General features: G+C 73.4%; 19 protein-coding genes. 14 read left to right on the forward strand and 5 right to left on the reverse strand.

Features of this window, described 5'->3' with window-relative positions:
- Positions 1-96: 96 nt before the first annotated feature.
- The 6 genes from gltB (at position 97) to AB0C02_RS12200 (ending at position 12,177) form a co-directional block, all read left to right on the forward strand.
- On the forward strand, positions 97-4,779 hold the full coding sequence (gene gltB / locus AB0C02_RS12175) for a glutamate synthase large subunit (RefSeq protein ID WP_357545772.1): 4,683 nt from the start codon (positions 97-99) through the stop codon (positions 4,777-4,779).
- Complete coding sequence (locus tag AB0C02_RS12180) at positions 4,772-6,307, forward strand: glutamate synthase subunit beta (RefSeq protein WP_357545775.1); 1,536 nt, start codon at positions 4,772-4,774, stop codon at positions 6,305-6,307. Before gltB ends, AB0C02_RS12180 begins: the two co-directional genes overlap by 8 nt.
- 128 nt (positions 6,308-6,435) lie before the next feature.
- Positions 6,436-8,025 (forward strand): MFS transporter, encoded by a 1,590-nt coding sequence (locus AB0C02_RS12185; RefSeq protein ID WP_357545783.1) that lies wholly within the window; start codon positions 6,436-6,438, stop codon positions 8,023-8,025.
- An 83-nt stretch (positions 8,026-8,108) separates the two neighbouring features.
- Positions 8,109-8,636 (forward strand): hypothetical protein, encoded by a 528-nt coding sequence (locus AB0C02_RS12190; protein WP_357545791.1) that lies wholly within the window; start codon positions 8,109-8,111, stop codon positions 8,634-8,636.
- A gap of 98 nt (positions 8,637-8,734) precedes the next feature.
- Complete coding sequence (locus tag AB0C02_RS12195) at positions 8,735-11,341, forward strand: FtsK/SpoIIIE domain-containing protein (protein WP_357545800.1); 2,607 nt, start codon at positions 8,735-8,737, stop codon at positions 11,339-11,341.
- 5 nt (positions 11,342-11,346) lie between these two features.
- On the forward strand, positions 11,347-12,177 hold the full coding sequence (locus AB0C02_RS12200; protein WP_357545806.1) for a hypothetical protein: 831 nt from the start codon (positions 11,347-11,349) through the stop codon (positions 12,175-12,177).
- A 416-nt stretch (positions 12,178-12,593) separates the two neighbouring features.
- On the opposite strand, the gene AB0C02_RS12205 is transcribed toward AB0C02_RS12200, so the two are convergent.
- Positions 12,594-13,343: a hypothetical protein gene (locus tag AB0C02_RS12205; RefSeq protein WP_357545809.1), complete on the reverse strand. Its 750-nt coding sequence runs from the start codon at positions 13,341-13,343 to the stop codon at positions 12,594-12,596.
- The gene (locus AB0C02_RS12210; RefSeq protein WP_357545814.1) at positions 13,340-13,639 is read right to left on the reverse strand and encodes a hypothetical protein; all 300 of its coding nucleotides are present in this window, start codon (positions 13,637-13,639) and stop codon (positions 13,340-13,342) included. Before AB0C02_RS12210 ends, AB0C02_RS12205 begins: the two co-directional genes overlap by 4 nt.
- Positions 13,640-13,925: 286 nt before the next feature.
- Here AB0C02_RS12210 and AB0C02_RS12215 point away from each other — a divergent pair, with 286 nt between their 5' ends.
- The 4 genes from AB0C02_RS12215 to AB0C02_RS12230 all read left to right on the forward strand — a co-directional run bounded on the left by AB0C02_RS12215 (position 13,926) and on the right by AB0C02_RS12230 (position 15,790).
- Positions 13,926-14,144 (forward strand): winged helix-turn-helix domain-containing protein, encoded by a 219-nt coding sequence (locus AB0C02_RS12215; RefSeq protein WP_357545820.1) that lies wholly within the window; start codon positions 13,926-13,928, stop codon positions 14,142-14,144.
- Between the two features lie 186 nt (positions 14,145-14,330).
- Positions 14,331-14,594, forward strand: coding sequence for a DUF6244 family protein (locus AB0C02_RS12220; protein ID WP_357545827.1), 264 nt, complete (start codon positions 14,331-14,333; stop codon positions 14,592-14,594).
- Positions 14,595-14,912: 318 nt separating this feature from the next.
- Positions 14,913-15,359: a hypothetical protein gene (locus AB0C02_RS12225; RefSeq protein WP_357545836.1), complete on the forward strand. Its 447-nt coding sequence runs from the start codon at positions 14,913-14,915 to the stop codon at positions 15,357-15,359.
- Positions 15,356-15,790: a hypothetical protein gene (locus AB0C02_RS12230; protein ID WP_357545840.1), complete on the forward strand. Its 435-nt coding sequence runs from the start codon at positions 15,356-15,358 to the stop codon at positions 15,788-15,790. Before AB0C02_RS12225 ends, AB0C02_RS12230 begins: the two co-directional genes overlap by 4 nt.
- A 106-nt stretch (positions 15,791-15,896) precedes the next feature.
- On the opposite strand, the gene AB0C02_RS12235 is transcribed toward AB0C02_RS12230, so the two are convergent.
- On the reverse strand, positions 15,897-17,246 hold the full coding sequence (locus AB0C02_RS12235; protein ID WP_357545850.1) for a pentapeptide repeat-containing protein: 1,350 nt from the start codon (positions 17,244-17,246) through the stop codon (positions 15,897-15,899).
- A gap of 223 nt (positions 17,247-17,469) precedes the next feature.
- Here AB0C02_RS12235 and AB0C02_RS12240 point away from each other — a divergent pair, with 223 nt between their 5' ends.
- A complete protein-coding gene (locus tag AB0C02_RS12240; protein ID WP_357545857.1) occupies positions 17,470-18,276 on the forward strand; it encodes an alpha/beta fold hydrolase in 807 nt (268 codons plus the stop codon).
- On the opposite strand, the gene AB0C02_RS12245 is transcribed toward AB0C02_RS12240, so the two are convergent.
- Positions 18,277-19,494, reverse strand: coding sequence for a low temperature requirement protein A (locus tag AB0C02_RS12245; RefSeq protein ID WP_357545862.1), 1,218 nt, complete (start codon positions 19,492-19,494; stop codon positions 18,277-18,279).
- Between the two features lie 556 nt (positions 19,495-20,050).
- Here AB0C02_RS12245 and pyk point away from each other — a divergent pair.
- The 3 genes from pyk (at position 20,051) to AB0C02_RS12260 (ending at position 23,028) form a co-directional block, all read left to right on the forward strand.
- Positions 20,051-21,499, forward strand: coding sequence for a pyruvate kinase (gene pyk / locus AB0C02_RS12250; protein WP_357545869.1), 1,449 nt, complete (start codon positions 20,051-20,053; stop codon positions 21,497-21,499).
- 46 nt (positions 21,500-21,545) lie between these two features.
- Positions 21,546-22,427 carry an acyl-CoA thioesterase II gene (locus AB0C02_RS12255; RefSeq protein ID WP_357545872.1) on the forward strand — a complete coding sequence of 294 codons (882 nt, stop codon included), beginning with the start codon at positions 21,546-21,548 and terminating at the stop codon, positions 22,425-22,427.
- 70 nt (positions 22,428-22,497) lie between these two features.
- A complete protein-coding gene (locus tag AB0C02_RS12260) occupies positions 22,498-23,028 on the forward strand; it encodes an Rrf2 family transcriptional regulator (RefSeq protein ID WP_357545876.1) in 531 nt (176 codons plus the stop codon).
- A 62-nt stretch (positions 23,029-23,090) separates the two neighbouring features.
- Here the strand turns inward: AB0C02_RS12260 and AB0C02_RS12265 are convergent, their stop codons facing one another.
- Positions 23,091-24,524, reverse strand: a complete 1,434-nt coding sequence (locus AB0C02_RS12265) for a pyridoxal-dependent decarboxylase (RefSeq protein WP_357545883.1) — start codon at positions 24,522-24,524, stop codon at positions 23,091-23,093.
- Between the last annotated feature and the right edge of the window lie 89 nt (positions 24,525-24,613).

A 24,613-nucleotide genomic window follows, 5' to 3' on the forward strand; every position in this document is an offset into this window, starting at 1 on the left:
TGGCCGTACACCAGTCGCCCTAACGTAAACTCAACTAGCCAGCAAGGGCCGACGTCGTCCCAAACATGATTCACGTGAGTGACGACAGGAGGCCCGGTGGCCTTTCCGTACCCTCTCAACCCACAGCCGGACCCCCGCCCGACGGGGCTCTACGACCCCGCTTACGAGCACGACGCCTGCGGCGTGGCCTTCGTGGCCGACCTGCACGGCCGCCGCGCGCACGAGGTCGTCGCGTACGGCCTCGCGGCGCTGCGCCGGCTGGATCACCGAGGCGCCCGCGGCGCGGAGCACAACACCGGCGACGGTGCCGGAATCCTGATCCAGGTGCCGGACGCGTTCCTGCGCGCGGTCGCCGGCTTCCCGCTGCCGCCCGCCGGCCAGTACGCCACCGGCCTGGTCTTCCTCCCCGACGACGACACGGCCGAGGCCCGGGCCCGCCAGGTGGTGGAGAAGTACGCCCTGGTCGAGGGGGCCGAGATCCTCGGCTGGCGGGACGTACCCACCGACCCGAGTGGTCTCGGCGAGACGGCGCTGGCAGCGCTGCCCCGGGTCCGGCAGCTGTTCCTCGCCGCGCGGCGGCTCACCGCCTCGCCCGCCGGCCCGGCCGGCTCCGCGCTCACCGGGCTCGACCTGGACCGGGTGGCGTTCTGCGTGCGCAAGCAGGCCGAGCGGGAAACCGCCGAGCGGGATGTGCCGGCGTACTTCCCGTCGTTGTCCGCGCGGACCATGGTCTGGAAGGGGATGCTCACCCCCGACCAGCTGCCCGCGTTCTATCCCGAGCTGACCGACGAGCGGGTGGTCAGCGCGATCGCCCTGGTGCACTCGCGGTTCTCCACCAACACCTTCCCGTCCTGGCCGCTGGCCCACCCGTACCGGTTCATCGCCCACAACGGCGAGATCAACACGATCCGCGGCAACCGCAACTGGATGCAGGCCCGCGAGGCGCTCCTCCGCACGGCCGAGCTCCCCGGCAACCTGCGCCGGATCTTCCCCGTCTGCACCCCCGGCGGCTCCGATTCGGCCAACTTCGACGAGGTCCTCGAACTGCTGCACCTGGCCGGGCGGAGCCTGCCGCACGCGGTGCTCATGATGATCCCCGAGGCGTGGGAGAACGACCCCGACATGGACCCGGGTCGGGCAGCCTTCTACCGCTTCCACGCCAGCCTGATGGAGCCGTGGGACGGCCCCGCCTCGGTCGCCTTCACCGACGGCGAGATCGTCGGCGCGGTGCTGGACCGCAACGGGCTGCGCCCCGGCCGTTGGTGGCGCACCGCCGACGGCCTGGTTGTGCTGGGCAGCGAGGCGGGCGTGCTCGACCTCGACCCGGCCACCGTGGTCGCCAAGGGCCGCCTCCAGCCCGGGAAGATGTTCCTGGTCGACACCGTCGCCGGCCGGATCGTGCACGACGACGAGATCAAGACGGAGCTGGCCGCCGCCCGGCCGTACGCCGAGTGGCTGCACGCCGGGCTGATCGAGCTGGACGAGCTGCCGCCGCGCGAGCACATCGTCTACACCCATGACTCGGTGCGCCGCCGCCAGCAGACCTTCGGCTACACCCAGGAGGAGCTGAAGATCCTCCTCGCGCCGATGGCCCGCAGCGGCGCGGAGCCGATCGGCTCGATGGGCACGGACACCCCGATCGCCCCGCTGTCCACCCGGCCGCGGCTGCTCTACGACTACTTCCACCAGCTCTTCGCCCAGGTCACCAACCCGCCGCTGGACGCCATCCGGGAGGAGCTGGTGACCAGCCTGGCGTCGACCATCGGCCCGGAGGGCAACCTGCTCGCCCCGGGCCCGGCGAGCTGCCGGCAGATCGTCCTGCCCTACCCGGTGATCGACAACGACGAGCTGGCCAAGATCCTCTCCATCGACGAGGACGGCGACCTGCCCGGCTTCAAGGCGGTCCGGGTCTCCGGGCTCTACCGGGTACGCGACGGTGGCGCCGGCATCAAGGCCCGGCTCACCGAGATCTGCCGGCACGTCTCCGAGGCCATCGAGGACGGCGTACGGATCCTGGTGCTCTCCGACCGGGACTCCAACGCCGACCTGGCCCCGATCCCGTCGCTGCTGCTCACCGCTGCGGTGCACCAGCACCTGGTACGCGAGCAGACGCGTACCCAGGTGGCGCTGATCGTGGAGTCCGGTGACTGCCGCGAGGTGCACCACGCGGCCGTGCTGATCGGGTACGGCGCGGCGGCGGTCAACCCGTACCTGGCCTTCGAGTCGGTCGAGGACATGGTCTCCACGGGTGTCCTGGTCGGCGTGGAACCGGGGACGGCGATCCGCAACTACGTCAAGGCGCTCGGCAAGGGCGTCCTCAAGATCATGTCGAAGATGGGCATCTCGACGGTCTCGTCGTACTGCGGGGCACAGGTCTTCGAGGCCGTCGGCCTGGACACCCGCCTGGTCGACCGCTACTTCCGGGGCACTCCGAGCACGATCGGCGGCCTCGGGCTGGCCGAGATCCACGCCGAGGTGGCCGCCCGGCACGCCCTCGCCTGGCCGGCCCCCGGCGCGCAGCCCACCGACCGGCTGGAGGTCGGCGGCGAGTACCAGTGGCGCCGCGAGGGCGAGCTGCACCTGTTCAACCCGGAGACGGTCTTCCTGCTGCAGCACGCCACCCGCAGCCGCCAGTACGACGTCTTCCGCCGCTACACCGCCACGGTGGACGAACTGGCCGCTCGGGCGGGTTCGCTGCGTGGCCTGTTCCACCTGCGCACCGGCGCACGCCCACCGGTGCCGTTGGACGAGGTGGAGCCGGCCAGCGAGATCGTCAAGCGGTTCGCCACCGGCGCCATGTCGTACGGGTCGATCTCGGCGGAGGCGCACGAGACCCTGGCCATCGCGATGAACCGCCTCGGCGGCAAGTCCAACACCGGCGAGGGCGGCGAGGACGTCGAGCGGCTGTACGACCCGGCGCGCCGCTCGGCGGTCAAGCAGATCGCCAGCGGCCGGTTCGGGGTGACCAGCGAATACCTGGTCAACGCCGACGACCTCCAGATCAAGATGGCCCAGGGCGCCAAGCCCGGCGAGGGCGGCCAGCTCCCCGGCAACAAGGTCTGGCCGTGGATCGCGCGTACCCGGCACGCCACCCCCGGCGTCGGCCTGATCTCGCCGCCGCCGCACCACGACATCTACTCAATCGAGGACCTGGCCCAGCTCGTGCACGACCTCAAGTGCGTCAACCCGGCCGCCCGGGTGCACGTCAAGCTGGTCAGCGAGGTCGGCGTGGGCACGGTCGCGGCCGGTGTCGCCAAGCTCAAGGCCGACGTCATCCTGATCTCCGGCCACGACGGCGGCACCGGCGCGTCCCCGCTCAACTCGCTCAAGCACGCCGGTACGCCGTGGGAGCTGGGCCTGGCCGAGGCGCAGCAGACCCTGCTGCTCAACAAGCTCCGCGACCGGGTCACCGTGCAGGTCGACGGCCAGCTCAAGACCGGCCGGGACGTGCTGATCGCGGCGCTGCTCGGCGCGGAGGAGTTCGGCTTCGCCACCGCCCCGTTGATCGTCTCCGGCTGCGTGATGATGCGGGTCTGCCACCTGGACACCTGCCCGGTCGGCATCGCCACCCAGAACCCGGCGCTGCGCGAGCGCTTCCCCGGCCGGCCGGAGTTCGTGGAGAACTTCTTCCTCTTCCTCGCCGAGGAGGTCCGCGGCTACCTCGCCGAGCTGGGCCTGCGCAGCATCGACGAGGCGATCGGGCGCACCGAGCTGCTCGACGTCACCGGCGCGGTCGAGCACTGGAAGGGCCACGGGCTCGACCTCGGCCGGGTCCTGCACCTGCCGGAGCTGCCCGAGGGCGCGGCCCGGCGCGGCACCCGGTCCCAGGACCACGGCCTGGAACTGGCCCTGGACAACCAGCTCATCGCCCTGGCCGAGCCGGCGCTGAGCGGGTCCGGGCCGGCGGCGGTCACCCCGGTCCGGGCCGAGCTGGCGGTCCGCAACGAGCACCGCAGCGTCGGCGCGATGCTCGGCGGCGAGGTGACCCGCCGCTTCGGTGGTGCCGGCCTGCCCGCCGACACCATCGAGTTCCGGCTGCGCGGCACCGCCGGCCAGTCGTTCGGCGCGTTCCTGCCGCCCGGGGTCACCCTGCGCCTGCACGGCGACGCCAACGACTACGTCGGCAAGGGCCTCTCCGGCGGGCGGATCATCGTCCGCCCGGACCCGGCCGCGCCGTTCCTGGCCGACGCGGCCGGGCCCGGGGAACGGGCCGAGGACCAGATCATCGCCGGCAACACCGTCCTGTACGGGGCCACCGGCGGCGAGCTGTTCCTGCGCGGCCGGGTCGGCGAGCGGTTCGGGGTGCGCAACTCCGGCGCGGTGGCCGTCGTGGAGGGCCTCGGCGACCACGGCTGCGAGTACATGACCGGCGGCACGGTGGTGGTGCTCGGGGGGTGCGGGCGCAACTTCGCCGCCGGCATGTCCGGCGGCACCGCGTACGTCTGGAAGCTCGATCGGCGGCTGGTCAACACCGAGCTGGTCGACCTGTTGCCGGTGGGCGACGAGGAGCGCGACCGACTGTACGACCTCGTCCGGCGGCACTCCGCCGAGACCGGCTCGACGGTCGCCGGGGAGCTGCTCACACGCTGGCCGGAGGCGGTGGCGGAGTTCACCGCCGTGGTACCCCGCGACTACCGCCGGGTGCTGGAGATCATGCGGGCCGCCGAAGCCGCCGGCCGCGACGTCGACGACGCGGTGATGAACGCCCTTGCGGCGCCGTCCGCCGCGCCCGTGCCGCCCGCCCCGCGGGCGGCCGCCCCGGAGGTGGCTCGTGCCTGACCCGAACGGTTTCCTGCGCTACGAGCGGCGGCTGCCCGCGCGCCGCCCGGTGCCGGTGCGGATCATGGACTGGCGGGAGGTGTACCCGCCGGCCGGCGAGGAGCTGATCCGCGAGCAGGCCAGCCGGTGCATGGACTGCGGCATCCCGTTCTGCCACGACGGCTGCCCGCTCGGCAACCGCATCCCGGACTGGAACGACCTGGTCCGTACCGGCGACTGGGACGCCGCCGTGGCGTCGCTGCACGCCACCAACAACTTTCCCGAGTTCACCGGCCGGCTCTGCCCGGCGCCCTGCGAGGCGGCCTGCGTGCTCGGCCTCGGCGGGCAGCAGCCGGTCACCATCAAGCAGGTCGAGGTGGAGATCGCCGACGCGGCCGTGGCCCGCGGCGGGCTGCGCCCCCGCCCGGCGCCCGCCCCGACCGGGAGGTCCGTCGCCGTGGTCGGCTCCGGCCCCGCCGGGCTCGCGGCCGCGCAGCAGCTCGCCCGCGCCGGCCACACCGTCACCGTGTACGAGCGCGACGACGCCCCCGGCGGCCTGCTCCGGTACGGCATCCCCGACTTCAAGCTGGAAAAGCACCACCTCGACCGGCGGCTGGCCCAGCTCGCCGCCGAGGGCGTGCTCTTCCGTAACGGGGTGAACGTCGGCGTCGACGTGACCGCCGCGCAGTTGCGCGCCGAGCACGACGCGGTGCTGCTGGCCTGCGGCGCGTTGCAGGGCCGGGACACCCCGCAGACGCCGGGCCGGGCGCTGCGCGGCGTACACCAGGCGATGGAGCATCTGGTGGCCGCCAACCGCGCCGTCGCCGCGGCGGCTGCCGGGCGGCCCGACACCGCGGCCGGCGATGGCCGGTCCGCGCCGGCCGCCCTGCCGGACGGCACCCCCATCGACGCGGCCGGCCAGCACGTGGTGATCATCGGCGGGGGCGACACCGCCGCGGACTGCCTCGGCGTGGCACACCGGCAGGGCGCGGCCGGCGTCCACCAGCTCGACCTCTACCCGCAGCCGCCGACCGACCGGGACGCCGCCCGGGACCCGTGGCCCACCTGGCCGTGGCTCCTCCGCGACTACCCGGCCCACGAGGAGGGCGGCGAGCGGGTCTTCGCCGTGGCGGTGCAGGAGTTCGTCGACGACGGCACCGGCCGGGTGCGGGCGGTCCGGATCGCCGAGGTGACCGTGGAGAAGCGGGACGGCCGGCGGATCGTCACCGCGCTCCCCGGCTCCGAGCGGGAGCTGCCGGCCGACCTGGTGCTGCTGGCCATCGGCTTCGACGGCACCGAGGAACAGCCGTTGCTGGCCCAGCTCGGGGTGACCCGCAACGCCCGGGGCGCGGTCGACGCCCGCCCCGACTGGCAGACCGACGTCGACGGAGTGTTCGTCGCCGGAGACATGCACCGGGGCGCGTCGCTGGTCGTCTGGGCGATCGCCGAGGGGCGGGCCGCCGCGGCGGCCGTCCACGCGTACCTAGGTGGGGTGGGCGAGCTGCCCGCGCCGGTGGACCCGGCGCGGCAGCCGCTGGCCGCCCGCTGATCCGGCGGCACCGCCCGTGAAACGCCTCACGAACTGCGGTGATGAGGTGTGAACGCGGTCAGACTTGGCGGCTGGCCGGGCCCTCGAGGTCCGGCCTCGTCGTGTCACCGTCTGGACGGGAAACCCTCATGGCCCTCGGCGCCACGTTCGCCGCGCTGCGCCACCGCAACTACCGGATCTGGGCCGCCGCCGGCTTCGTGTCGGTCATCGGTACCTGGATGCAGGTCCTCGGCGTCAACTGGTACGTACTGGCGAAAACCGGATCCGCCACCTCGATGGGCTTCACCGTCCTGCTGCAGGCGCTGCCCAGCCTGGTGCTCAGCGTCTGGGGCGGCGCGCTGGCCGACCGGCTGCCCGCCAAGCCGCTGCTGATCGTCGCCCAGGTCGCCCACGCGGCCCTGGCCGCCGGGCTGGCCCTGGTCGCGCTCACCGGCGCCGGCGGCCTGCCGGCGATCTACGCGATCTCCCTGGCCACCGGCGCGGTGTCGGCGATCGAGGGCCCGGTCATGGGCCGCTGGTGTTCGACCCTGGTGGACCGGGAGAGCCTCGGCAACGCCCTGGCCCTCGGCTCGCTCACCAACTCCGCCGGCCGCATCCTCGGCATGAGCGTCGGCGCCGTCGTGGTCGCCGTCATCGGCCCCGGGCTGCTGTTCGCCATCAACTCCGCCAGCTTCGTCGCGGTCGTCGCGGCCCTGTTCGCCGTACGCGAGCAGGAGCGGCACACCGGCGCGCCAGCCGAGTCCGACGCGCCGCCCGGGGACGGCGGCATCCGCGCCGGCTTCCGCTACCTGCTGCGCCAGCCGGTGGTGCTGGTCGCCCTGGCGCTGTCCTTCGTCCTCGGCAGCCTGGGCCGCAACTACCAGGTCACCATGGCTGCGATGAGCGACGGGCCGCTGCGCGGCGGCGTCTCCGGGTACGGGTTCCTCTCCACCGTCTTCGCGGTCGGCACGGTGCTCGGCGCGCTGGTCGCGGCCCGCCGCCGGGACCTCGGCTACCGGGTGCTGGTGGGGGCCGGGCTGCTGGCCAGCGCCCTGCAGATCGTCGCCGGGCTGGCCCCCGGCACGCTGAGCTTCGCCGCGGTGATCCTGCCCGTCGCGGCGGCGGCCGTGGTCATCGACACCACGGTCGGCGCCCGCGCCCAACTCGACACCGACTACGCCATGCGGGGTCGGGTGCTGGCCGCCCTGGCGATCACCGGCTCGATCAGCGCGGCCGTCGGCGCGCCCCTGCTCGGCTGGCTCGCCGAGCACGTCGGCCCCCGGCAGACCCTCGTGCTGGCCGGCACGGTCACCACCGTCGCCACCATCGTGGCCGGGCTGACCCTCGACCGACTCCGCGAACGGCGGCTGCGTCACCGCCTCACCCGGGTGCTCGCCGCGCCCGCCGTACGCCGCTTCGCGGCCACTGCCGCACCCGCCGTACGCCGCCCGGTACGCCGCTTCGCGGCCACCGCCGCCCGCGTCGTCCGCCCGGTGACCGCCACCGCCCACCCGGCTTCCGCCACCGCCCGTCGGACGGTCGACGGCCCACACCCAACCCCGGCGCCCCACCTGCCGGGGCTGCGCTCAGCCGGCACGCGGCTCGTCCGAATGCGCCCCCGGACCGCGCGACTCACGCCCGGCCGATCCGCCCGCCCGGCCCACGGGTGCGCGGCCTGCCGGCTGCCCGCATCAAGATCCGCGCAGTCTCCGGGAAAGTGCTGCCTCGGCCGCGGCTGAAGCAGCACCTTCCGGGAAGTTGTCCGGATCTTCGGGCGAGCGGGCGGGTCCCAGAACACGAAGATCGTCGTTACGCTGCCGGGATGGACGTCGAGGAGCGCCTGCGGCGAACCCGCCGGTGGCTGTGGGTCGTGGTGGTCGGTCTGTTCCTCAGCGGGGCGACCGCGTTCCCGCTGGAGATCGAGGTGCGGTGGCTGCTCCGGGCGCTCGACCCGCTCGCCGGCCAATTCCCGGCGCTGGTCGACTGGATCGAGCGGGTCCACACCGGGCTCGTCGAGACCGGCGACCGCTACCCGTTCATGCTGTACGGCACCGACTGGCTCGCCTTCGCGCACCTGGTGCTCGCGGTGGCGTTCTGGGGGCCGCTGCGCGACCCGGTCCGCAACGTCTGGGTGGTCCAGCTCGGCATGATCGCCTGCGCCGGGATCGTGCCGCTGGCGCTGATCTGCGGGCCGATCCGCAGCATCCCCTGGTTCTGGACGCTGGTCGACCTCTCCTTCGCCGTCGGAGCGTTCCCGCCGTTGTGGTTCGCCTACCGGCACATCCGGGCGGTCGAGGCGGCCACCGCCCCGGCGACACCGGCACCGGCCCTCGCCGACCTTGCGCCGTAGACAAACACCGAACGCACGTCACGGACTGTGCCGGGTTGGCGCGCGTCCGTTAGGGTTCCCTCGATCGATGACGCGGCGGTGTCGGGGGTGGACAGCGGGTGGGCAGGCTCACGACGGCGTACGAGCAGGCGGTGACCGCGCACCGGCAGGCGCGTAGCCACCTCGACACGGCCCTCGGCGCGCTCGCGTCGCCGGCCACCCCGGCCGACCCGCCCGGCGACGCCGACCTGGCGGCCCGGCTGGCCGTGCTCGGCGGCACCCTCGCCACCCCCCGACCGGGCGCCCGCGCGTTGACCGACGCGCCGGTGCCGGTGCGGCTCGGCGAGGCGATCACCCCGCAGGGCGGCTTCCCGGCGGTCGTACCACTGGCCGGCGGCACCCACCTCGCGGTCGACACGGACGCCCGAGACCCGCGGGTCGCCGCGCTGCTGCGCGCCCTGGTGCTGCGACTGGTGGCGACCGCCCCGGCCGGCGGCGTCCGGGTGGTCGGCCTCGACCCGGCCGCGCTCGGCACCGCCTTCCTGCCGCTGCGCCCGCTGCTCGACGCGGGCGTGCTCGCCCCGGCCGCCGGCACCGAGACGGAGATCGTGGCGCTGCTCGACGACGCCGAACGGCACGCCCGCACCGCCCAGCACGACGCCCGCCCCGACCAGCGGCTGCTGCTCATCGTCGCCGCGTCCACCCCCGCCCCGCGCGAGCTGGCCCGGCTCGCCGCGCTCACCCACGCCGGCCCGGCCGCCGCCGTCTGCGTGCTGCTCGCCGGTCTGCCCCCGGGTACGCCGGCCGAGCCCGCGCCCCCACTCGGCGCGACCACCCGGCTGCGGCTGACCGACCGGTACGCCCACGTCGGCGACCCGCCCGACGCGCCGTTCAGCCACGACGGCAGCGGGCTGGCCGTACCGGTCCTGCTCGACGGCGACCCGCCGGCCGAGTCGGTCCGCGTGCTGGCCGGGCACCTGGCCGCCGCTACCCGCCGCGACGAAGCACTGCACGTCGCCGACCTGCTGCCCGAGCGGCGCTGGGCGGAGTCGTCGGCCACCGGCCTGCGTACGGTGATCGGCCGGGCCGGGCGACAACTCCAGCTCGGCGCGTCTGACGCCGCGCCGCGACCTGAAGCCGTCGCTGGAGCCGTCGGGCGGGAGCCGGCCATGGTGGCCTTTGACGACGCCACCCCGCACTGGCTGGTCGGCGGCCGGACCGGCGCCGGCAAGACCGTCTTCCTCCTGGACGCCCTCTACTCGCTGGCCGCCCGCTACTCCCCGGCCGAGCTGCAGCTCTACCTGCTCGACTTCAAGGAGGGGGTGAGCTTCACCGAGTTCGTGCCCACCGAGCGCGACCCGTCCTGGCTACCGCACGCCCGCGCCGTCGGCATCGAGTCCGATCGGGAATACGGCCTCGCCGTGCTCCGGGAACTGCGCCGCGAGCTGGGCCGCCGCGCCGCCACCCTCAAGCGGCACGGCGTCACCAAGCTCGCCGACCTGCCCGCCGACGGCCGCGTACCCCGGATCGTGGCGGTGATCGACGAGTTCCACGTGCTGCTCGCCGGCAACGACAACGTGGCCCGAGAAGCGGTGGCCATGCTGGAGGAGTTGGCCCGCAAAGGCCGCTCGTACGGGGTCCACCTGGTGCTGGCCAGCCAGAGCATGTCCGGCATCGAGGCGCTCTACGGCAAGGCCGACGCGGTGTTCGGGCAGTTCCCGCTGAGGGTGGCGCTGCCCGGCGGCAACGGCGTGCTCGACCCGCTGAACGACGCCGCGGGCGCCCTGCCGGTCGGCTCTGCCGTGCTGAACACCGCCGCCGGCGCGCCCGGCGCGAACACCCCGGTCCGCTTCCCCGACGCGCACGCCGGGGCCGCCGACATCGCCGCGCTGCGCCACGAGCTGTGGCAGGCCCGGCCGGCCGGCTCGCGCGCCCCGGCCGTCTTCCGCGGGTACGACCCCGCCCACGTCGAGCAGGATCCCACGTACGCCGGGCTGCGCCCCGGTGGCCGACGCCCGCTCGCCCTGGTCGGCCGGACGGTCGACGTGGACGGCACCTCGGCCCTGTTCACCCTGGACGCCACCCCCGGCCGGCACCTCGGCGTGGTCGGCACCTCCCCGGTCGGCGCGGACCTCCTGCGCGCCGCCACGCTCGGCCTGGCCCGGCAGCACGCCCCCGGGGAGGCGCGTTTCCTGCTCGCCCCGCTGGTCGCCGCCGCCGACGAGGCGGCCGACGAGACCACGGCCGCGCTCACTGCCGCCGGGCACCACGCCACCCAGCTGGACGCGGCCGGGCTGCGGGAGCAGGTCACCGCGCTCGCCGCGCCGGCCGCGCCGCCCGCCGGCCGCACCTACCTGGTGGTCTTCGGCGTGGACGCGGCCAGCGCGGTGCTCGGCCGCGCCGACCCGACCACCTTCCGGTCGGCGCTGGACGACCTACGCACCGTGCTCCGCGAGGGCCCCGGCCACGGGGTGCACCTGCTTGGCTGGTGGCGCGGGCTGCGCCGGCTCGCCGACGACCTCGGCGGCAGCCAGCACCGCGACGACGTGGCCTGCCTGGTGGCGCTCAACGTGCCCGGCCCGGAGCTGGCCCTGCACCTCGGGGTCACCGACCTCGCCTACACCCCGCGGTCGAACCGCGCGCTGCTGGTCGATCGGCATGACCAGCGGGTCCGGCTGATCGTGCCGTTCACCCGCCCCGGACACCAGCCGGACGAGGAGCACTGAGGACCGTGGCGACCTTCGAGGAGTACGCGGCCCTGATCCGGGCCCTGGCCGAGCAGCGCCGCGCCGGTGAGCACGGCGCCGCCGTCGAGGCGGACCGGCAGCGCGCCCTGCGCACCGCCGCCGACCAGCTCCAGCGCCGGCTCGCCGCCCAGGGGCAGCGGCTCGACCAGCTAGGCCAGGCCATCGGCCAGCCCAGGCCCGGGCCGCCCACCGCGCCCACCGCGCCCGCCCCGGCCACCGCGCCCGCCGTCGCCCCGGCCACCGTGCTCCCGGCCGGGTCGGCATCCGCGCCGATGGTGGAAGCGGCCGGTGGTGGGGGGCTGCCCTCGTACCCGGAAACGGTCACGATGCGGCTGGCGCTGCCGAGCGGCGGCCGGGAGCCGGCGGCGGCCGGGTTGCCCGCGCCGCGCCCGCCGGAGGCCGACCCGGCGGCGGAGCTGGACCGGGCCCGGCAGGCCGCCGACGAGGCCGACCGGCATGTGCAACAGGTCGAAGCGCTGGCACAGCGGCCGGCGTTGCTGCCGTCGTGGTCACCGCTGGGCCGGGCGACGGCCGTCTACGCCGGCTGCGCCGCCGCCGGGGCACTGGTCATGATGATGCTGGTGGTCGCCTCCGGCGTCGGCCTGGTCGACGGGTTCACCCTGGGTGCCTGGATCTGCGCGGGGCTACCGGCGCTCTCCTTCTTCGCCGGCTACCTGATCCTGGGCAGGTGGGGGAGACCCTCCCTGGCCGCCGCCGCCCCGTCCCGGTACGCGCAGATCGGTTTCCTGATCTGCTTCGCCGCCGTCCCGATCGCGTACCTCGCCTACCTGCTGATCTTCCGGGTCCTGCGCTGACCGGGCGGCGCGCGTGGCGGCCTCGGCGGCGGTGAGGAAGGCGTCCAGCTCGGCGTCGGTGAGCCCCTCGTCCTCCAGCAGCGCGACCAGCAGCACGGTCCGGGCGAGCACGGTCGCCTCGCCCTCCGGCCCCGGCGGGCGCTCGCCCAGGGCCGCCCAGACCAGCGCCTCGGCGACCGCCGGGTCCACCTCGTCGCCGGTACGGTCGTACCGCTCCCGCGCCGAGGCGACGAACCGGATCACCGGGCCGCGTTCCTGCCCGGCGACGAACCGCCGCCGCACCGCGACCAGCAGCGCACCGGCGAGCAGGTCGGCGTAGCGTTGCCACTGCGGCCCGGTGAGCCGGCGCAGCCGCCGCTCGTGACCGCGCAACCGGCCGTCCAGCAGGCTACGCAGGGTAATGTTCGACTCGTCCATCAGCACCATCTCCTGATCAGTCTCTGGCGGGGCGGGCGACGGCGGGCGGCGACCAGCCGGCAGGCGGCCCGCGCCGCCCGGGCCACCTCGTCGATCGGTGCGTCCCCGCCGGTGACCGGAGCGGGGACGGGCTCGGGCGTGCCGGTGAGCGCGCCGACCCACTGGTCGATGCTGCGCGCGCCGACCGCGAGCCGAGCGGCGACCAGATCCAGCCGGGCGATCGCCGCCGCGAACCGCCCCGCCGCCCCCGGCCCCTCGCCCCCACCATCGCCGTACGGGTGGCGAAGCCGGTCCTCAATCGCCGCGAGCCGCCACCGCACACTGGCGGCCAACGCGGCGGCCCGATCGGCGTCGGCGCGGGCGGCCCGCAGCCCGGCGAGCAGCGCACCCGCCGACTCCGGGGCCAACCGGGCCTCGCTCAGCCCCGCGTACACCAGCCCCAGCGCCCGCCAGCACTCGGTCACCGCGTACTGCCACGGCAGCCGGCGGCCGGGCGGCCCCACGCCGTCCAGGTGCACGCCGGCCCGGTCGGCCGCCGCGATCGTCGCCAACCAGGCGTCGCGCAACGTGTGCAGCGTCCGATCATGATGCAGCAGTCGGCCGCGCGCCGCGCGCTGTTCGTCGCACGGTCCGGGCCGCCCGCAACTGCGGCAGACCCCGGTGTACGCCTCGGTGCGGTGCTCCTCGATCGTCCGCCGAGCCTCGACGGCCTGCCGGGTCGCATGATCGTGCAGGTCGGCGGCGTTCACTCGGTGGTCTGGACGGTCGCGGTGCGGACCAGCCGGGCGAAGAGCACCTCCGGGCAGGGGTAGTCCGCGCCGCAGCCGCAGAGCCAGCGAGTGACCTGCCGGGGCGGGTGGGCGAAGAGGACATCGGCCGCATCCTCGAGGTCCTGCCGGGACGCGAAGGTCTGCCGGCTGTTCTCCTGGTCGCCGCTCTGGTCGTCGGGGCCGGTGAGTGGAACGCCATTGCTGTTGCGCAGGCCGTTTGACAGCCATGGCGCTCCGCCGAACGTGGGCTCTTCGGGGCGGGGGAGGTCGTCCACGGTTACGTCTCCTGTCCGGTGCTCCTTGCCGGGTTCTTCGGGTGGGTCGGTGCGGTGGAGCCGGGTGGGCTGCGTGCGGGCAGGCCACGGCACGCCCGGCCGTCCAGGGGGATCGGCCGACCGGGCGCTCTGCGCGGTGGGGAAGGACCAACTCCAGGGTGCTGACCAGGGAGCCGGTCAAGGGCAGCTTTACATGTGCGCCGATGTGAAGCAAGGCCCGACTCAACATTTCTTGCCATGTAAAGCTGAGTCGTGATCGAATGGCGGTGCTGACCAGGGAGTCCACATGCCCGCCAAACCGAAGTGGGAGCGGCTGGCCGATCATCTGCGTGCGCAGATTGAGTCCGGCGAGCTGGCTCCAGGTGACAAGCTGCCGTCAACGGCCGAGCTGTGCGAGCAGCACAGCATCTCGGCTATCACCGTGCGCCAAGCGATCTTCAAGCTTCGTACCGAAGGGCTGATCGAAGGCGTCCAAGGTGTGGGCGTCTTCGTGGCTGAGCGCTGACTCTCGCCTGCCCGACGGCGAATCTTGGAGACTTGCCGTTCGCTGTTGACGGTTTCTCTCCAAGACCTGCCGATGTTCTGCGTGATCGCGTGGTCGCGGGGCGTGCGTTAGTTTCGTAGGCTCCTCTATGGCCGGTGCCGGTGCGGTGGCGCGGCCAATCGACGCGGGCAACATGGGGGAGGATCTGTGAGCGCGGCGCAGATGATCGCAAGGCTGGCAGCGGCGGCACAGAAGCTGGACGAGGCGAAGGCCAAGACGGCCGCCGCGGCCCAGGACGCCGCCGAGGCGCGGGCGCTGGTGGCTGGAGCGTTGGAGGGTGTGGCGGCCGGGCCGCTGATCGGCATGATCGACGCCTATCGGCAGGCGCTGGCCCAGGCCGCCCAGGGTGGTGACCCGGCCAAGCAGCACGTCCAGGAGACGATCGTCAAGGTCCAGGCATTGGGAAACTGAGACCGGGTGGTGGCAGCGCAACCCACCGTCCACCCGTGATTCCAGCAGCCGCGACGGTGACCCGCCACAGGCGGAGACCGTTCGGCCGCGAGAGCAGAGCGACCAACAGGAATGAAGCTCCGCCACCTGCCCGGCGGGAGCGGTTGAGTTCAGAGGCGATCGCCGCCGGCGGCTCGGCAGCCGCGATGGGGTGGGCGAGCATTGTGGAGTTTCTGCCGGTCCTGCCAAAAACCGTCGGTGGCGTAGTCCTCGGAGGGGTCGCAACGTGGAGTGCCATCAAGGCTTGGCGCGCGAAGAGGAGAGAGCGAGGGACGCAAGTTGAAGATCGATGATCAGGTCGAACAGAGGGTCAGGGGTGCGCTGCACTGGATCGTTAAGGAGCAGGAGGACAAGTTCACCGCCGCTCTGCAGGCGTTCCCTGACGACGCATCCCGGCGAGCTGCGCTTGAACTGCTTGTTGCCATCGCACGCTACGTGATCGTCGAGGCATACAGCGGCCGACCGTCGGTCGACGAGGTGCAGGATTTGGCGGGCGTGATCGCTGACGCCGAGAGCTGGCTTCCGCTGTCTCGTCCCGAGGTAGAGCAGTATTTGCAAGCTGTTCTCACAGGCAGCCCGCTGATCGAGCACCTTGAGCCGGAGGCCGCCGTGGTGTTGGCTTTCGCCGTCGCTGGGAGTCTGCTTGCATCGCGCTCTCAGCCGAGTGGGGAGTGGTGGTTCAACTATCTGGACAAGGTGGAGGCGGCGATTGAGGCGGCGGGATGAGTGACGCCCAGGTCGTCGGTCGCGACGGCGGTGAGTTGGACGGGTTCCACATCGGTCACGTGCCGGACGGCGTCGGCACGGAGGTGTCGGACTTCGCCACCGAGTGGGAGGACGTCACCTGTGCCACCCGGGTCTGGGAGCGCCAGGTCGACGACGGCTGGCGGGTCGACCTGCGGGTGCACGTGCTGCGGGGCGAGCGGCTCACCGACCTTGCCGCGCTCCACGACTTCCTCACCGAGTTCCACGAGCGCGATCCGGCCGGCTGGGAACTGGCCGAGTTCCCGCACCCCGACGGCCCCGGCCTGATCGGCGAGTTCGAGGCGTTCTGGCTGGTCGAGCCGGGCGTCGCGGTCGACGTGCTCGTCAACCCGGCGGACCCTGATCTTCCGGCACTGCAGGCCACGGCCGAGGCGGTGACCAAGACGAGCTGATCGCCCGCGACAAGGCGAACCTCGACATCGCCTGGAGGCGGCGCTGCGCGAGTTCGCCGCGATCGTGGAGGCGCTCGGCACGGCGAGCCCGGGGGCCAAGGCTGAGTCAGCGGTCGGTGAGGACCAACCAGTCGCCGTCGAGCCGGCTGACGGTCGTGCCGTCCGGCCACGCGTGAGGGGCGGACGCCGTCGCGCGGGCCTGGTCGACCAGCGGACGGCGGGCCAGCGTCGCGCTGTCGAAGCTGGTCAAGCCGTGGAAGACGGCGCGGCCGAAGTTGGCCGCCCCCTCGAAGCGGGCACCCTCGAACAAGGCTTCCCCGCCGAACGTGGTGAAGCGGAACAGCGCCATGTCGGCGAACCGCGCCCGGCGGAAGCCCGCGTACCCCTCGAAGGCGGCGTGCTCGATGGAGAGCCCGCCCAGGAACGTCGCCTCCCGGAAGGTGGCGCTGCCGGCGAACCGGGCCCGGTCGAGTGTGTTCGTCCGCCGTAGGGTGGCGCCCCGGAACGAGACCTGCGCGAAGCTTGTCCCGCGGCAGGACAGGTCGCCACCGAGGTCGGCCCGGTCGAAACTTGCCCGGCCGGTGAACCGGGCGTCGTCCAGCACGATCTCCGCGTCGCCGCTCAGGTCGTCGAACACGGCATCCTCGAACTGGGCGGTCAGCCGCAGTCGTCCCCGTGTGACGGCGCCGGCGAAGCTGGTGGTGCCGGTGCAGATCGCGCCGGTGAGGTCGAGGTCCACCAGGGTGCAGCCGCTGGCGTCGAAGCCGTCCAGCCGGGCGCCGGTCAGGTCCAGGCCGACCCCGGGCCACCAGTCGTCGTGGTCCGCGCGCAGGTGCCGGGCGAGCATGCGTTGCGCGGTGCGGCGTACCTCCGTCTCGCGCGGGTCGTCCGGCGCCGGCATCCGCAGGTACGCGCAGAGCACGGCCACGATCGTCGACCGCTGCCCCGGGTTGTCCTGACCGAGCCGTTCCAGGGCGTGCAGGCCGCCGAGGCGTACCGCTGGGTTGTCGCTGCCGACCAGCTCCATGGCCCGGACGTACAGCTCGGTGAGCCGGCGTTCGGCCGCGTCGTGCTCGGCGGACGCCGCCTGCCGGTCCTGGTGCCGCTGCCCGGCGTCGGCGACCGCCTCGGCGTGCGCCTGGACCCGGTCCCGGTGCGTCTGGTCCCGGGCGGCGACGGCCTCCTGGTGGCGCTGCGCCCGCTCGTTGATCCACTGTCGGCGGGCGGCGAGCAGGAACGCCACGCCGCCGCCGGTGCCGGCGACCACGGTGAGGCCGGTCCGGATGGCGTCGACGCGCAGGGTCGCCCGGGTGTCCGGCTCGATGGCTCGGTCGGCCTCGGCGAGCAGCCAGTTCAGCACCAGCCAGCCGAGCAGGACGGCGAACAGCAGCCCGACAAGCGCCAGCCACCAGGGCATCAGCCGGAGCGGTTTCTCCCGGGGCGGTGGGGTGGACACGGCCCACAGCATGCCATTCGCGTCGCCACCGTTGGGCGGCTGCGGTCCTCAGTGGATCGACTGCCCGCTATGCCGGTTCGTGCGGTTGGTGAATTCTGAGTTACTGGCGCGTAACTTTTCATTGACCTGCGTGAAACCGGTCACGCATCATCGTTCCCACGATCGATCGGACGCCCGCCCGCCCCCGCCCGGCTTGCCGGGTGCTTCCACCGGAGGTGCAGCCATGCTGCTCCGAAAGATCCTCGTCGTCACCGCCACCGTCACCGCCCTGCTCGTCCCGGCCGCCGCCGCCCAGGCCGCCACCCCGGCCCGCACCGCCACCCTGGCCGCCACCGCGGCCACCACCGCCGGTCGTACCGTCGCGGCCGCCGCCTCGGCCAACCCGGTTATCGTGGTCGGCGGGCTGATCGGCCTCTCCATCGCGTACGAGCCGATCGCCGCCCGGCTGCGCGCCGACGGCTACCGGGTGTGGATCTACCAGCTGCCCGGGCTCGGCACCGGCGATATCCGCGACTCGGCCCGCGCGCTGTCGTCCTACGTGGACCAGGTCCGCGCCTCCACTGGCGCGGCCAAGGTGGACCTGGTCACCCACTCCGAGGGCGGGCTGGTCTCCCGCTGGTACGTCAAGTTCCTGGGCGGGGGCGACAAGGTCGGCCGCTACATCAGTCTGGGCACCCCGCAGTACGGCACCTACGTCGCCAACATCGTGAACTTCGTCGGGCTGGGCAGTTGCGTCGGCGTCGTCGCCTGCCAGCAGATGACGATCGGTTCGGACTTCCTCGCCAGCCTCAACAGCGGCACCCAGACCCCCGGCCCGGTCCGCTGGACCACCATCCGCACCTGGGAGGACGAGCTGGTCCGCCCGGTCGACAACGCGTTGCTCTCCGGCGCCACCAACGTGCTGGTCCAGTCGTCGTGCCCGCTGCGGGTGGTCGGCCACCTCGGCCTGGTCCTCGACGGTACGGCGTACAGCGCCGTCCGGCAGGCGCTCGCCGACGCCGCCATCCGCCCCGACTGCTTCGCCCTCTGATCACATCGGTGGTGCTGGCGGCTCGGGCGGCTTGCCTCGCGCCCGTCGCGCGTCGGCGAGGGCGACTCCGGCCAGCACAAGTCCGGCCGAGGTCAGGGCGACCAGTGGCGGTGCCCAGAGCAACGCGGGTATGAGCGCGAGCAGCAACCCGATGGCGACCAGTCGGGAGGGGGAGACTCGGTTGAACACCTCGTGTTCGAACCGGGAGCGGCCCACCAGGTAGAGCGCGGGTCCGCCGAGGATCACCGCGAGCCAGGGGACCGGAGTGTGCCCGGTGGGGTGGGTGATCGTCAGTTCGAAGCCGATCGCGGTGACGATCACACCGGAGGTGATGAGCAGGTGTGAGTCGGCTGCGGACGAGCCGATGCGGGCTGGTCGGCGGCTCTGCCGGACCGCCTCGGCGAGGATCTGGCCAGCCCGGTAGAAGTAGACCCGCCAGATCAGTATCGACACCGCGATGGTGACTGCGAAGGCGCCTGTTGACGCTGGATTCCGCTGGCCGTTGGCGTAGGTCAGGCCGGTGACCAGCACCGCCTCGCCAAGGGCCACGAGGAAGAACTGCTGGTAGCGCTCGGCCAGGTGCTCACCCGCGACGGGCCCGCTGTCGGGGACCGAGCGCCCGAGGCCGGGAACCGGCCAACCGTTTCGGTAGGCCACATACTCGATGCCCAGGGCCGGCAGCCAGAAGATCAGCCGGGTTCCGGACCGCGCGAAGAAAACGCCGAGGATCCACAAACTCGCCATCGCCGAGTGCGTGATCAGCATTCTCAGCTCGAGCCGCTGCCGCTCGTGGCCGCGAAGCGCGATCGCGAGCATCAGTGGTCTGCTGAGCTGGGCGATCAGGTAACCGGCCACGAACGAATCCGCATTGGTGCTGAAGGCGCGGGGGGCCGCCACTCCCATCACCATGCTGGCCACCAGGGTCACCAGCACGATGAGCTGCACGACCGGCTGGTAGGGATCGTAGCGGCTGGTGGTCCACGCGGTTGACTGCCAGACCGCCCAGAGGACGAGCAGCAGGAATACGGTCTTGGCGGCGCCGGCGAAGACAGCCTCGGGCTGGTGTAGGGCGGCCCTGCCGGTAAGGTCCTCCACCGCCCGTGCCACCACCCGGGTCAACGCGAAGACGAACACCAGATCGAAGAAGAGCTCCAGGAACGACGCCCGTCGCGTCGCCTCGCCCTTGTGCAGCAGGCTGCTCGGATCTTTCGGCCACATGGTCCACCTGTCCGCGGTGTGCCCCGCCCGTGCAGTCTTCCCGCACCTCCGGTCCGGCGGAGCCGCAACCGGCAAAGTCCGGGTACGCGCGCTGCGACCGGACAACCCCCCCGCTTCGAGGTGATAAGGCGGGTAAATCGCCCGCCAGGTCGCCGGCGCGGTGGACGGCCCGGACCGGCTCGGTCGACGACCTGCGCAGCCTCGTGGAGGCGGACCCGGCCGTGCAGGCCGGGCTCTACCGCGTGGACGTGCTGACCTTCCTCTGCCCGGCCGGCTCGCTGGAGTTCCCGCTCGCCGAGACGCAGAGCTGACGCACGTCGATCGGTGGTCGAGCCGGACGTGAACGCCGCTCGCGGGACGGTCGAGAGCACCACGCCAGGGAAACACGGCAAGGGGTACGATTTGCGCCGCGCGCGGTCGCCGATGCCCGCCGCACACGACGCCCCAGAGTGCCGTTCGCACCGCCCGCTGCGCGGGAAACACGCGTCGTTGGACAACTGTTCCGCAGTCCGCAAGGGGCCGGCCGGCCGGTCGACCCGGAGAAGAGACTAGCCTGATGAGCGTGACACGCCGCGCGAAGATCGTCTGCACCCTCGGCCCTGCCACCTCGTCCCCGGAGCGCATCCGGGGCCTGGTCGAGGCGGGGATGAACGTGGCGAGGCTCAACTTCAGCCACGGCAGCCACGCCGACCACGAGGCGGTCTACCGGCTCGTGCGGGAGGCGGCCGAGGAGTCCGGGCGGGCCGTCGCGGTCCTCGCCGACCTGCAGGGCCCCAAGATCCGGCTCGGCCGGTTCGCCGACGGCCCGCACGAGTGGCGCACCGGCGACTCCGTGGTGATCACCGGGGACGAGATCCTCGGCACCAAGGACCGGGTCTCCTGCACCTACCGCAGGCTGCCGCACGAGGTGAAGCCGGGCGACCGGCTGCTGATCGACGACGGCCGGGTAGCGGTCGAGGTCAGCGACGTCACCGGCAACGACATCCGGTGCCTGGTCACCGAGGGTGGCGCGGTCTCCAACAACAAGGGCGTCTCGCTGCCGAACGTGGCGGTCAGTGTCCCGGCCCTGTCGGAGAAGGACGCCGAGGATCTGCGCTTCGCCCTCGGCCTGGGCGTCGACATGATCGCGCTGTCCTTCGTCCGCTCGCCCGACGACATCAAGCTGGTGCACGCGATCATGGCCGAGGAGGGCGTGACCCGTCCGGTGCTGGCCAAGGTCGAGAAGCCCGAGGCGGTCGACCACCTGGAGGCGATCGTGCTCGCCTTCGACGGCGTCATGGTCGCCCGCGGCGACCTCGGCGTGGAGATGCCGTTGGACCAGGTGCCGCTGGTGCAGAAGCGGGCCGTGCAACTCTGCCGGGAGAACGCCAAGCCGGTCATCGTGGCCACCCAGATGCTCGACTCCATGATCGAGAATTCGCGGCCGACCCGCGCCGAGGCCTCGGACGTGGCCAACGCGGTGCTTGACGGCGCGGACGCGGTGATGCTCTCCGGCGAGACCAGCGTCGGCAAGTACCCGGTGCTCACCGTCAGCACCATGGCCAAGATCGTCCAGACCACCGAGTCCGGCTCGATCTCCGTGCCGCGCCTGCAGCACGACCCGCGTACGCACGGCGGCGCGCTCACCATCGGCGCCTCCTCGATCGCCCGGGCCATCGGCGCCAAGGCGCTGGTCGCCTTCTCGCAGACCGGAGACACCGTCAAGCGGCTCGCCCGGCTGCACTGCGACCTGCCGCTGCTGGCGTTCACCCCGGTCCCCGAGGTGCGTAACCAGCTCGCCCTCTCCTGGGGTGTCGAGACCTTCCTGATGCCCTTCGTCGCGCACACCGACGACATGTTCCGCCAGGTCGACCAGGCGCTGCTCGGCCTCAACCGGGCCAACCCCGGCGACTACGTGGTGATCGTGGCGGGCAGCCCGCCCGGCACGCCCGGCTCCACCAACACCCTGCGCGTGCACCAGCTCGGCTCGCTGGTCGACGCCGCCTCCGCGCGAGCGTTGCAGTGAGCGAGCGGAGCGAGCGAGCCAGCCGGCTCAGTAGCGTGGCGGCAGCGTGAGCCAGCCGGTGGCGACCGGCCAGGCAGCGGTCGACCAGCTCCTGGGAGTGCTGGACCTGGACCACATCGGCGAGCGGACCTTCCGGGGGATGAGCCCGCCGGTCGGCCCGCAGCGGGTGTACGGCGGCCAGGTCGCCGGCCAGGCCCTGGTCGCCGCCGGCCGCACCGTCGACCCGGAGCGCTTCGTGCATTCCCTGCACGGCTACTTCGTCCGGCCCGGCGACCCGGCCGAGCCGATCGAATACCAGGTGGAGAACGTTCGGGACGGCCGTTCCTTCTCCGTACGCCGATCTGTCGCGCTCCAGCACGACAGGCCGATCTTCTTCATGTCGGCGTCGTTCCAGCGGCACGAGGAGGGGCTGGACCACCAGGCGCCGGCTCCCCTCGACGTGCCCGGCCCGGACGAGGTCCCGACGATGACCGATCGGCTCTCCCGCTATCCGGAGCGGCTCGGCATCTGGGGTCAGATCCCGCGCCCGATCGACGTCCGCTACGTCGGCGAGCCCGGCTGGGTACGCCCCGGCGACCGGCCCGCCGAACCGCACCAGCGGGTCTGGATGCGCATCGACGGCAAGCTGCCCGACGATCCGCTGCTGCACGCCTGCGCCCTGGCGTACGCCTCGGATCTGACCCTGCTCGACTCGGTGCTCTCGGTGCACGGCGAGGTCTGGGGGCCCGGGGGAGTGGTGGGCGCGAGCCTGGACCACGCGCTCTGGTTCCACCGGTCCTTCCGCGCCGACGAGTGGTTCCTCTACGACTGCTGGAGCCCGTCCGCCTCCGGCGCCCGCGGCCTGGCCACCGGACGGATGTTCACCACCGACGGCCGGCACATCGCCAGCGCCGTGCAGGAGGGGCTGCTGCGCCGGGTCGGCGCCTGACCGTTGAGCCGTGACCATTCGGCCGAGGGCCGGGCGGCCGGCCGGCTGATCAGCGGCTAACCTTGCCGACATGCGTCTTTCCGCCCGGGTCGACTATGCCCTCCGCGCGACCGCCGAGCTGGCCGCGGCGGCCGCCAACGCCGTGCCCGCCGGCGCGGCGGCCGCCGGCACGGCACCCGCGAGCACGGCGCCCGCCGGCGCGGCGGCCGGGCGGACCCGGCCGGTGACCGCCGAGCAGATCGCCCGCGCCCAGGACATACCGCCGAAGTTCCTGGAGAGCATCCTGCTCCAGCTGCGCCGGGGCGGCATCGTGCACGCCCAGCGTGGTCCCGAGGGCGGCTACTGGCTGGCCCGGCCCGCCGGGGAGATCTCCCTCGCCGAGGTGATCCGGGTGATCGACGGACCGCTGGCGCACGTCCGTGGCCAGCGCCCGGAGCAGCTCGGCTACCAGGGTGCGGCCCGGGCACTGCAGGACGTGTGGATCGCGCTGCGGGCCAGCGAACGGGAGATCCTCGAACTGGTCACCATCGCCGACGTGGCCGGCGGCACCCTGCCCGACCGGGTCAACGACCTCGCCGCCGACCCGAAGGCCTGGAGCTGACCGGCCTCGCCCGGCGCTCCTGAGTCCGTCGAGTCGGCGGGCACGGCGCGACCGGGTGGCGGTCAGGCCGCCAGCAGGTCGTCGGCCGCGGTGGAGAACAGCTCCCAGGCCTCGTCGATGTGCCGCTCGGTGGTCAGCGGCGAGCCGACCGCCAGGCGCAGCGTGTACCGCCCGCCGACCCGGGTGTGGGTCAGCAGCACCCGTCCGGTGGCGTTGACCCGGCGCAGCAGCTCGGTGCTCGCCTCGTCGCCGGCCCGCAGCCGGAAGCAGACCAGCGAGAACGGATGCGGCGCGGCCAGCTCGAACCGGTCGTCGGCGACCACCCGCGCGGCGAACCGGTCGGCGAGGGCCACCCCGGAGCGGATGTGCGCCCGCAACCCCTCGACGCCGTACCAGCGGAGCACGAACCAGAGCTTGAGCGCCCGGAACCGGCGGCCCAGCGGCACCTGCCAGTCCCGGTAGTCGATCACCGCGCCGGACTCGGTCGCCGCGTTGCGCAGGAACTCCGGCATCACCGTCAGCGCCTCGATCAGCTCGCCCCGGTCGGCCACCCAGAACGCGTCGCAGTCGAAGCCGGTGAGCAGCCACTTGTGCGGGTCGAAGCAGTACGAGTCGGCGTACTCCATCCCGGCGTGCGACCAGCGCAGCTCCGGGCAGACCGCCGCCGCGCCCGCGTACGCGGCGTCGACGTGCAGCCAGACGCCGTGCTCGGCGCAGATCGCGCCGATCTCCGGCAGCGGGTCGACCGCGGTGGTGGACGTGGTGCCGATGGTGGCCACCACGATTGCCGGCACCACGCCGGCCGCCAGGTCCGCCTCGATCGCCGTCCGCAGCGCCGTCGGGCTCATCGCCTGCGTTGCCGGGTCCACCTCGATCGTGCGGACCCCGTCGGCGCCCAGACCGGCGATCCGGGCCGCCTTCTCGATCGAGGAATGTCCGTGCGTCGAGGTGTATGCCCGGTAGCGGCGGTCGATGCCGTCGGTCCGCCAGCGTCCGTTGCTGGCCCGGTGCAGCGCGCCCAGGGTGGCGACCAGCGTTGCCGAGGAGGCGGAGTCCTGGATCACCCCGCCCCCGCGGCCGGTCGAGCGGAACCGCTCCGGCAGGTCGAGCAGGCCGGCGAGCCAGTCCAGCAGCACCGTCTCCAACTCGGTGCAGGCCGGGCCGGTCGCCCAGAGCATCCCCTGCACCCCGAGGCCGGAGCTGACCAGGTCGCCCAGCACGCTCGGGCCGGAGGTGTTGGCCGGGAAGTAGCCGAAGAAGCCCGGGTGCTGCCAGTGGGTCAGCCGGGGAGCGATGATCCGGTCCAGGTCGGCCAGGACGGCCTCGACCGGCTCGCCCTGCTCGGTCGGCCCGGCGGGCAGCGCGGCGGCCACCGCGCCCGGCGGGTCCTGTGAGGTCACCGGCCGCTGGCCGACCGTCTGCCAGTAGTCGGCGATCCAGTCCACCACGGCGTGCCCGGCGCGGCGGAACTCCTCCGGGTCCATGTGCTCAGCCATCCCTGAAGTTGATCAGGATGGGGCCAGCCGGGCAAGGGGCCGCCGTGGCGGTTGTGCCGGCCCGAGGCGTCGTCCTACGATGCCCGTAC

It is taken from the genome of Micromonospora sp. NPDC048999 (assembly GCF_040649295.1).
Taxonomy (GTDB): domain Bacteria; phylum Actinomycetota; class Actinomycetes; order Mycobacteriales; family Micromonosporaceae; genus Micromonospora.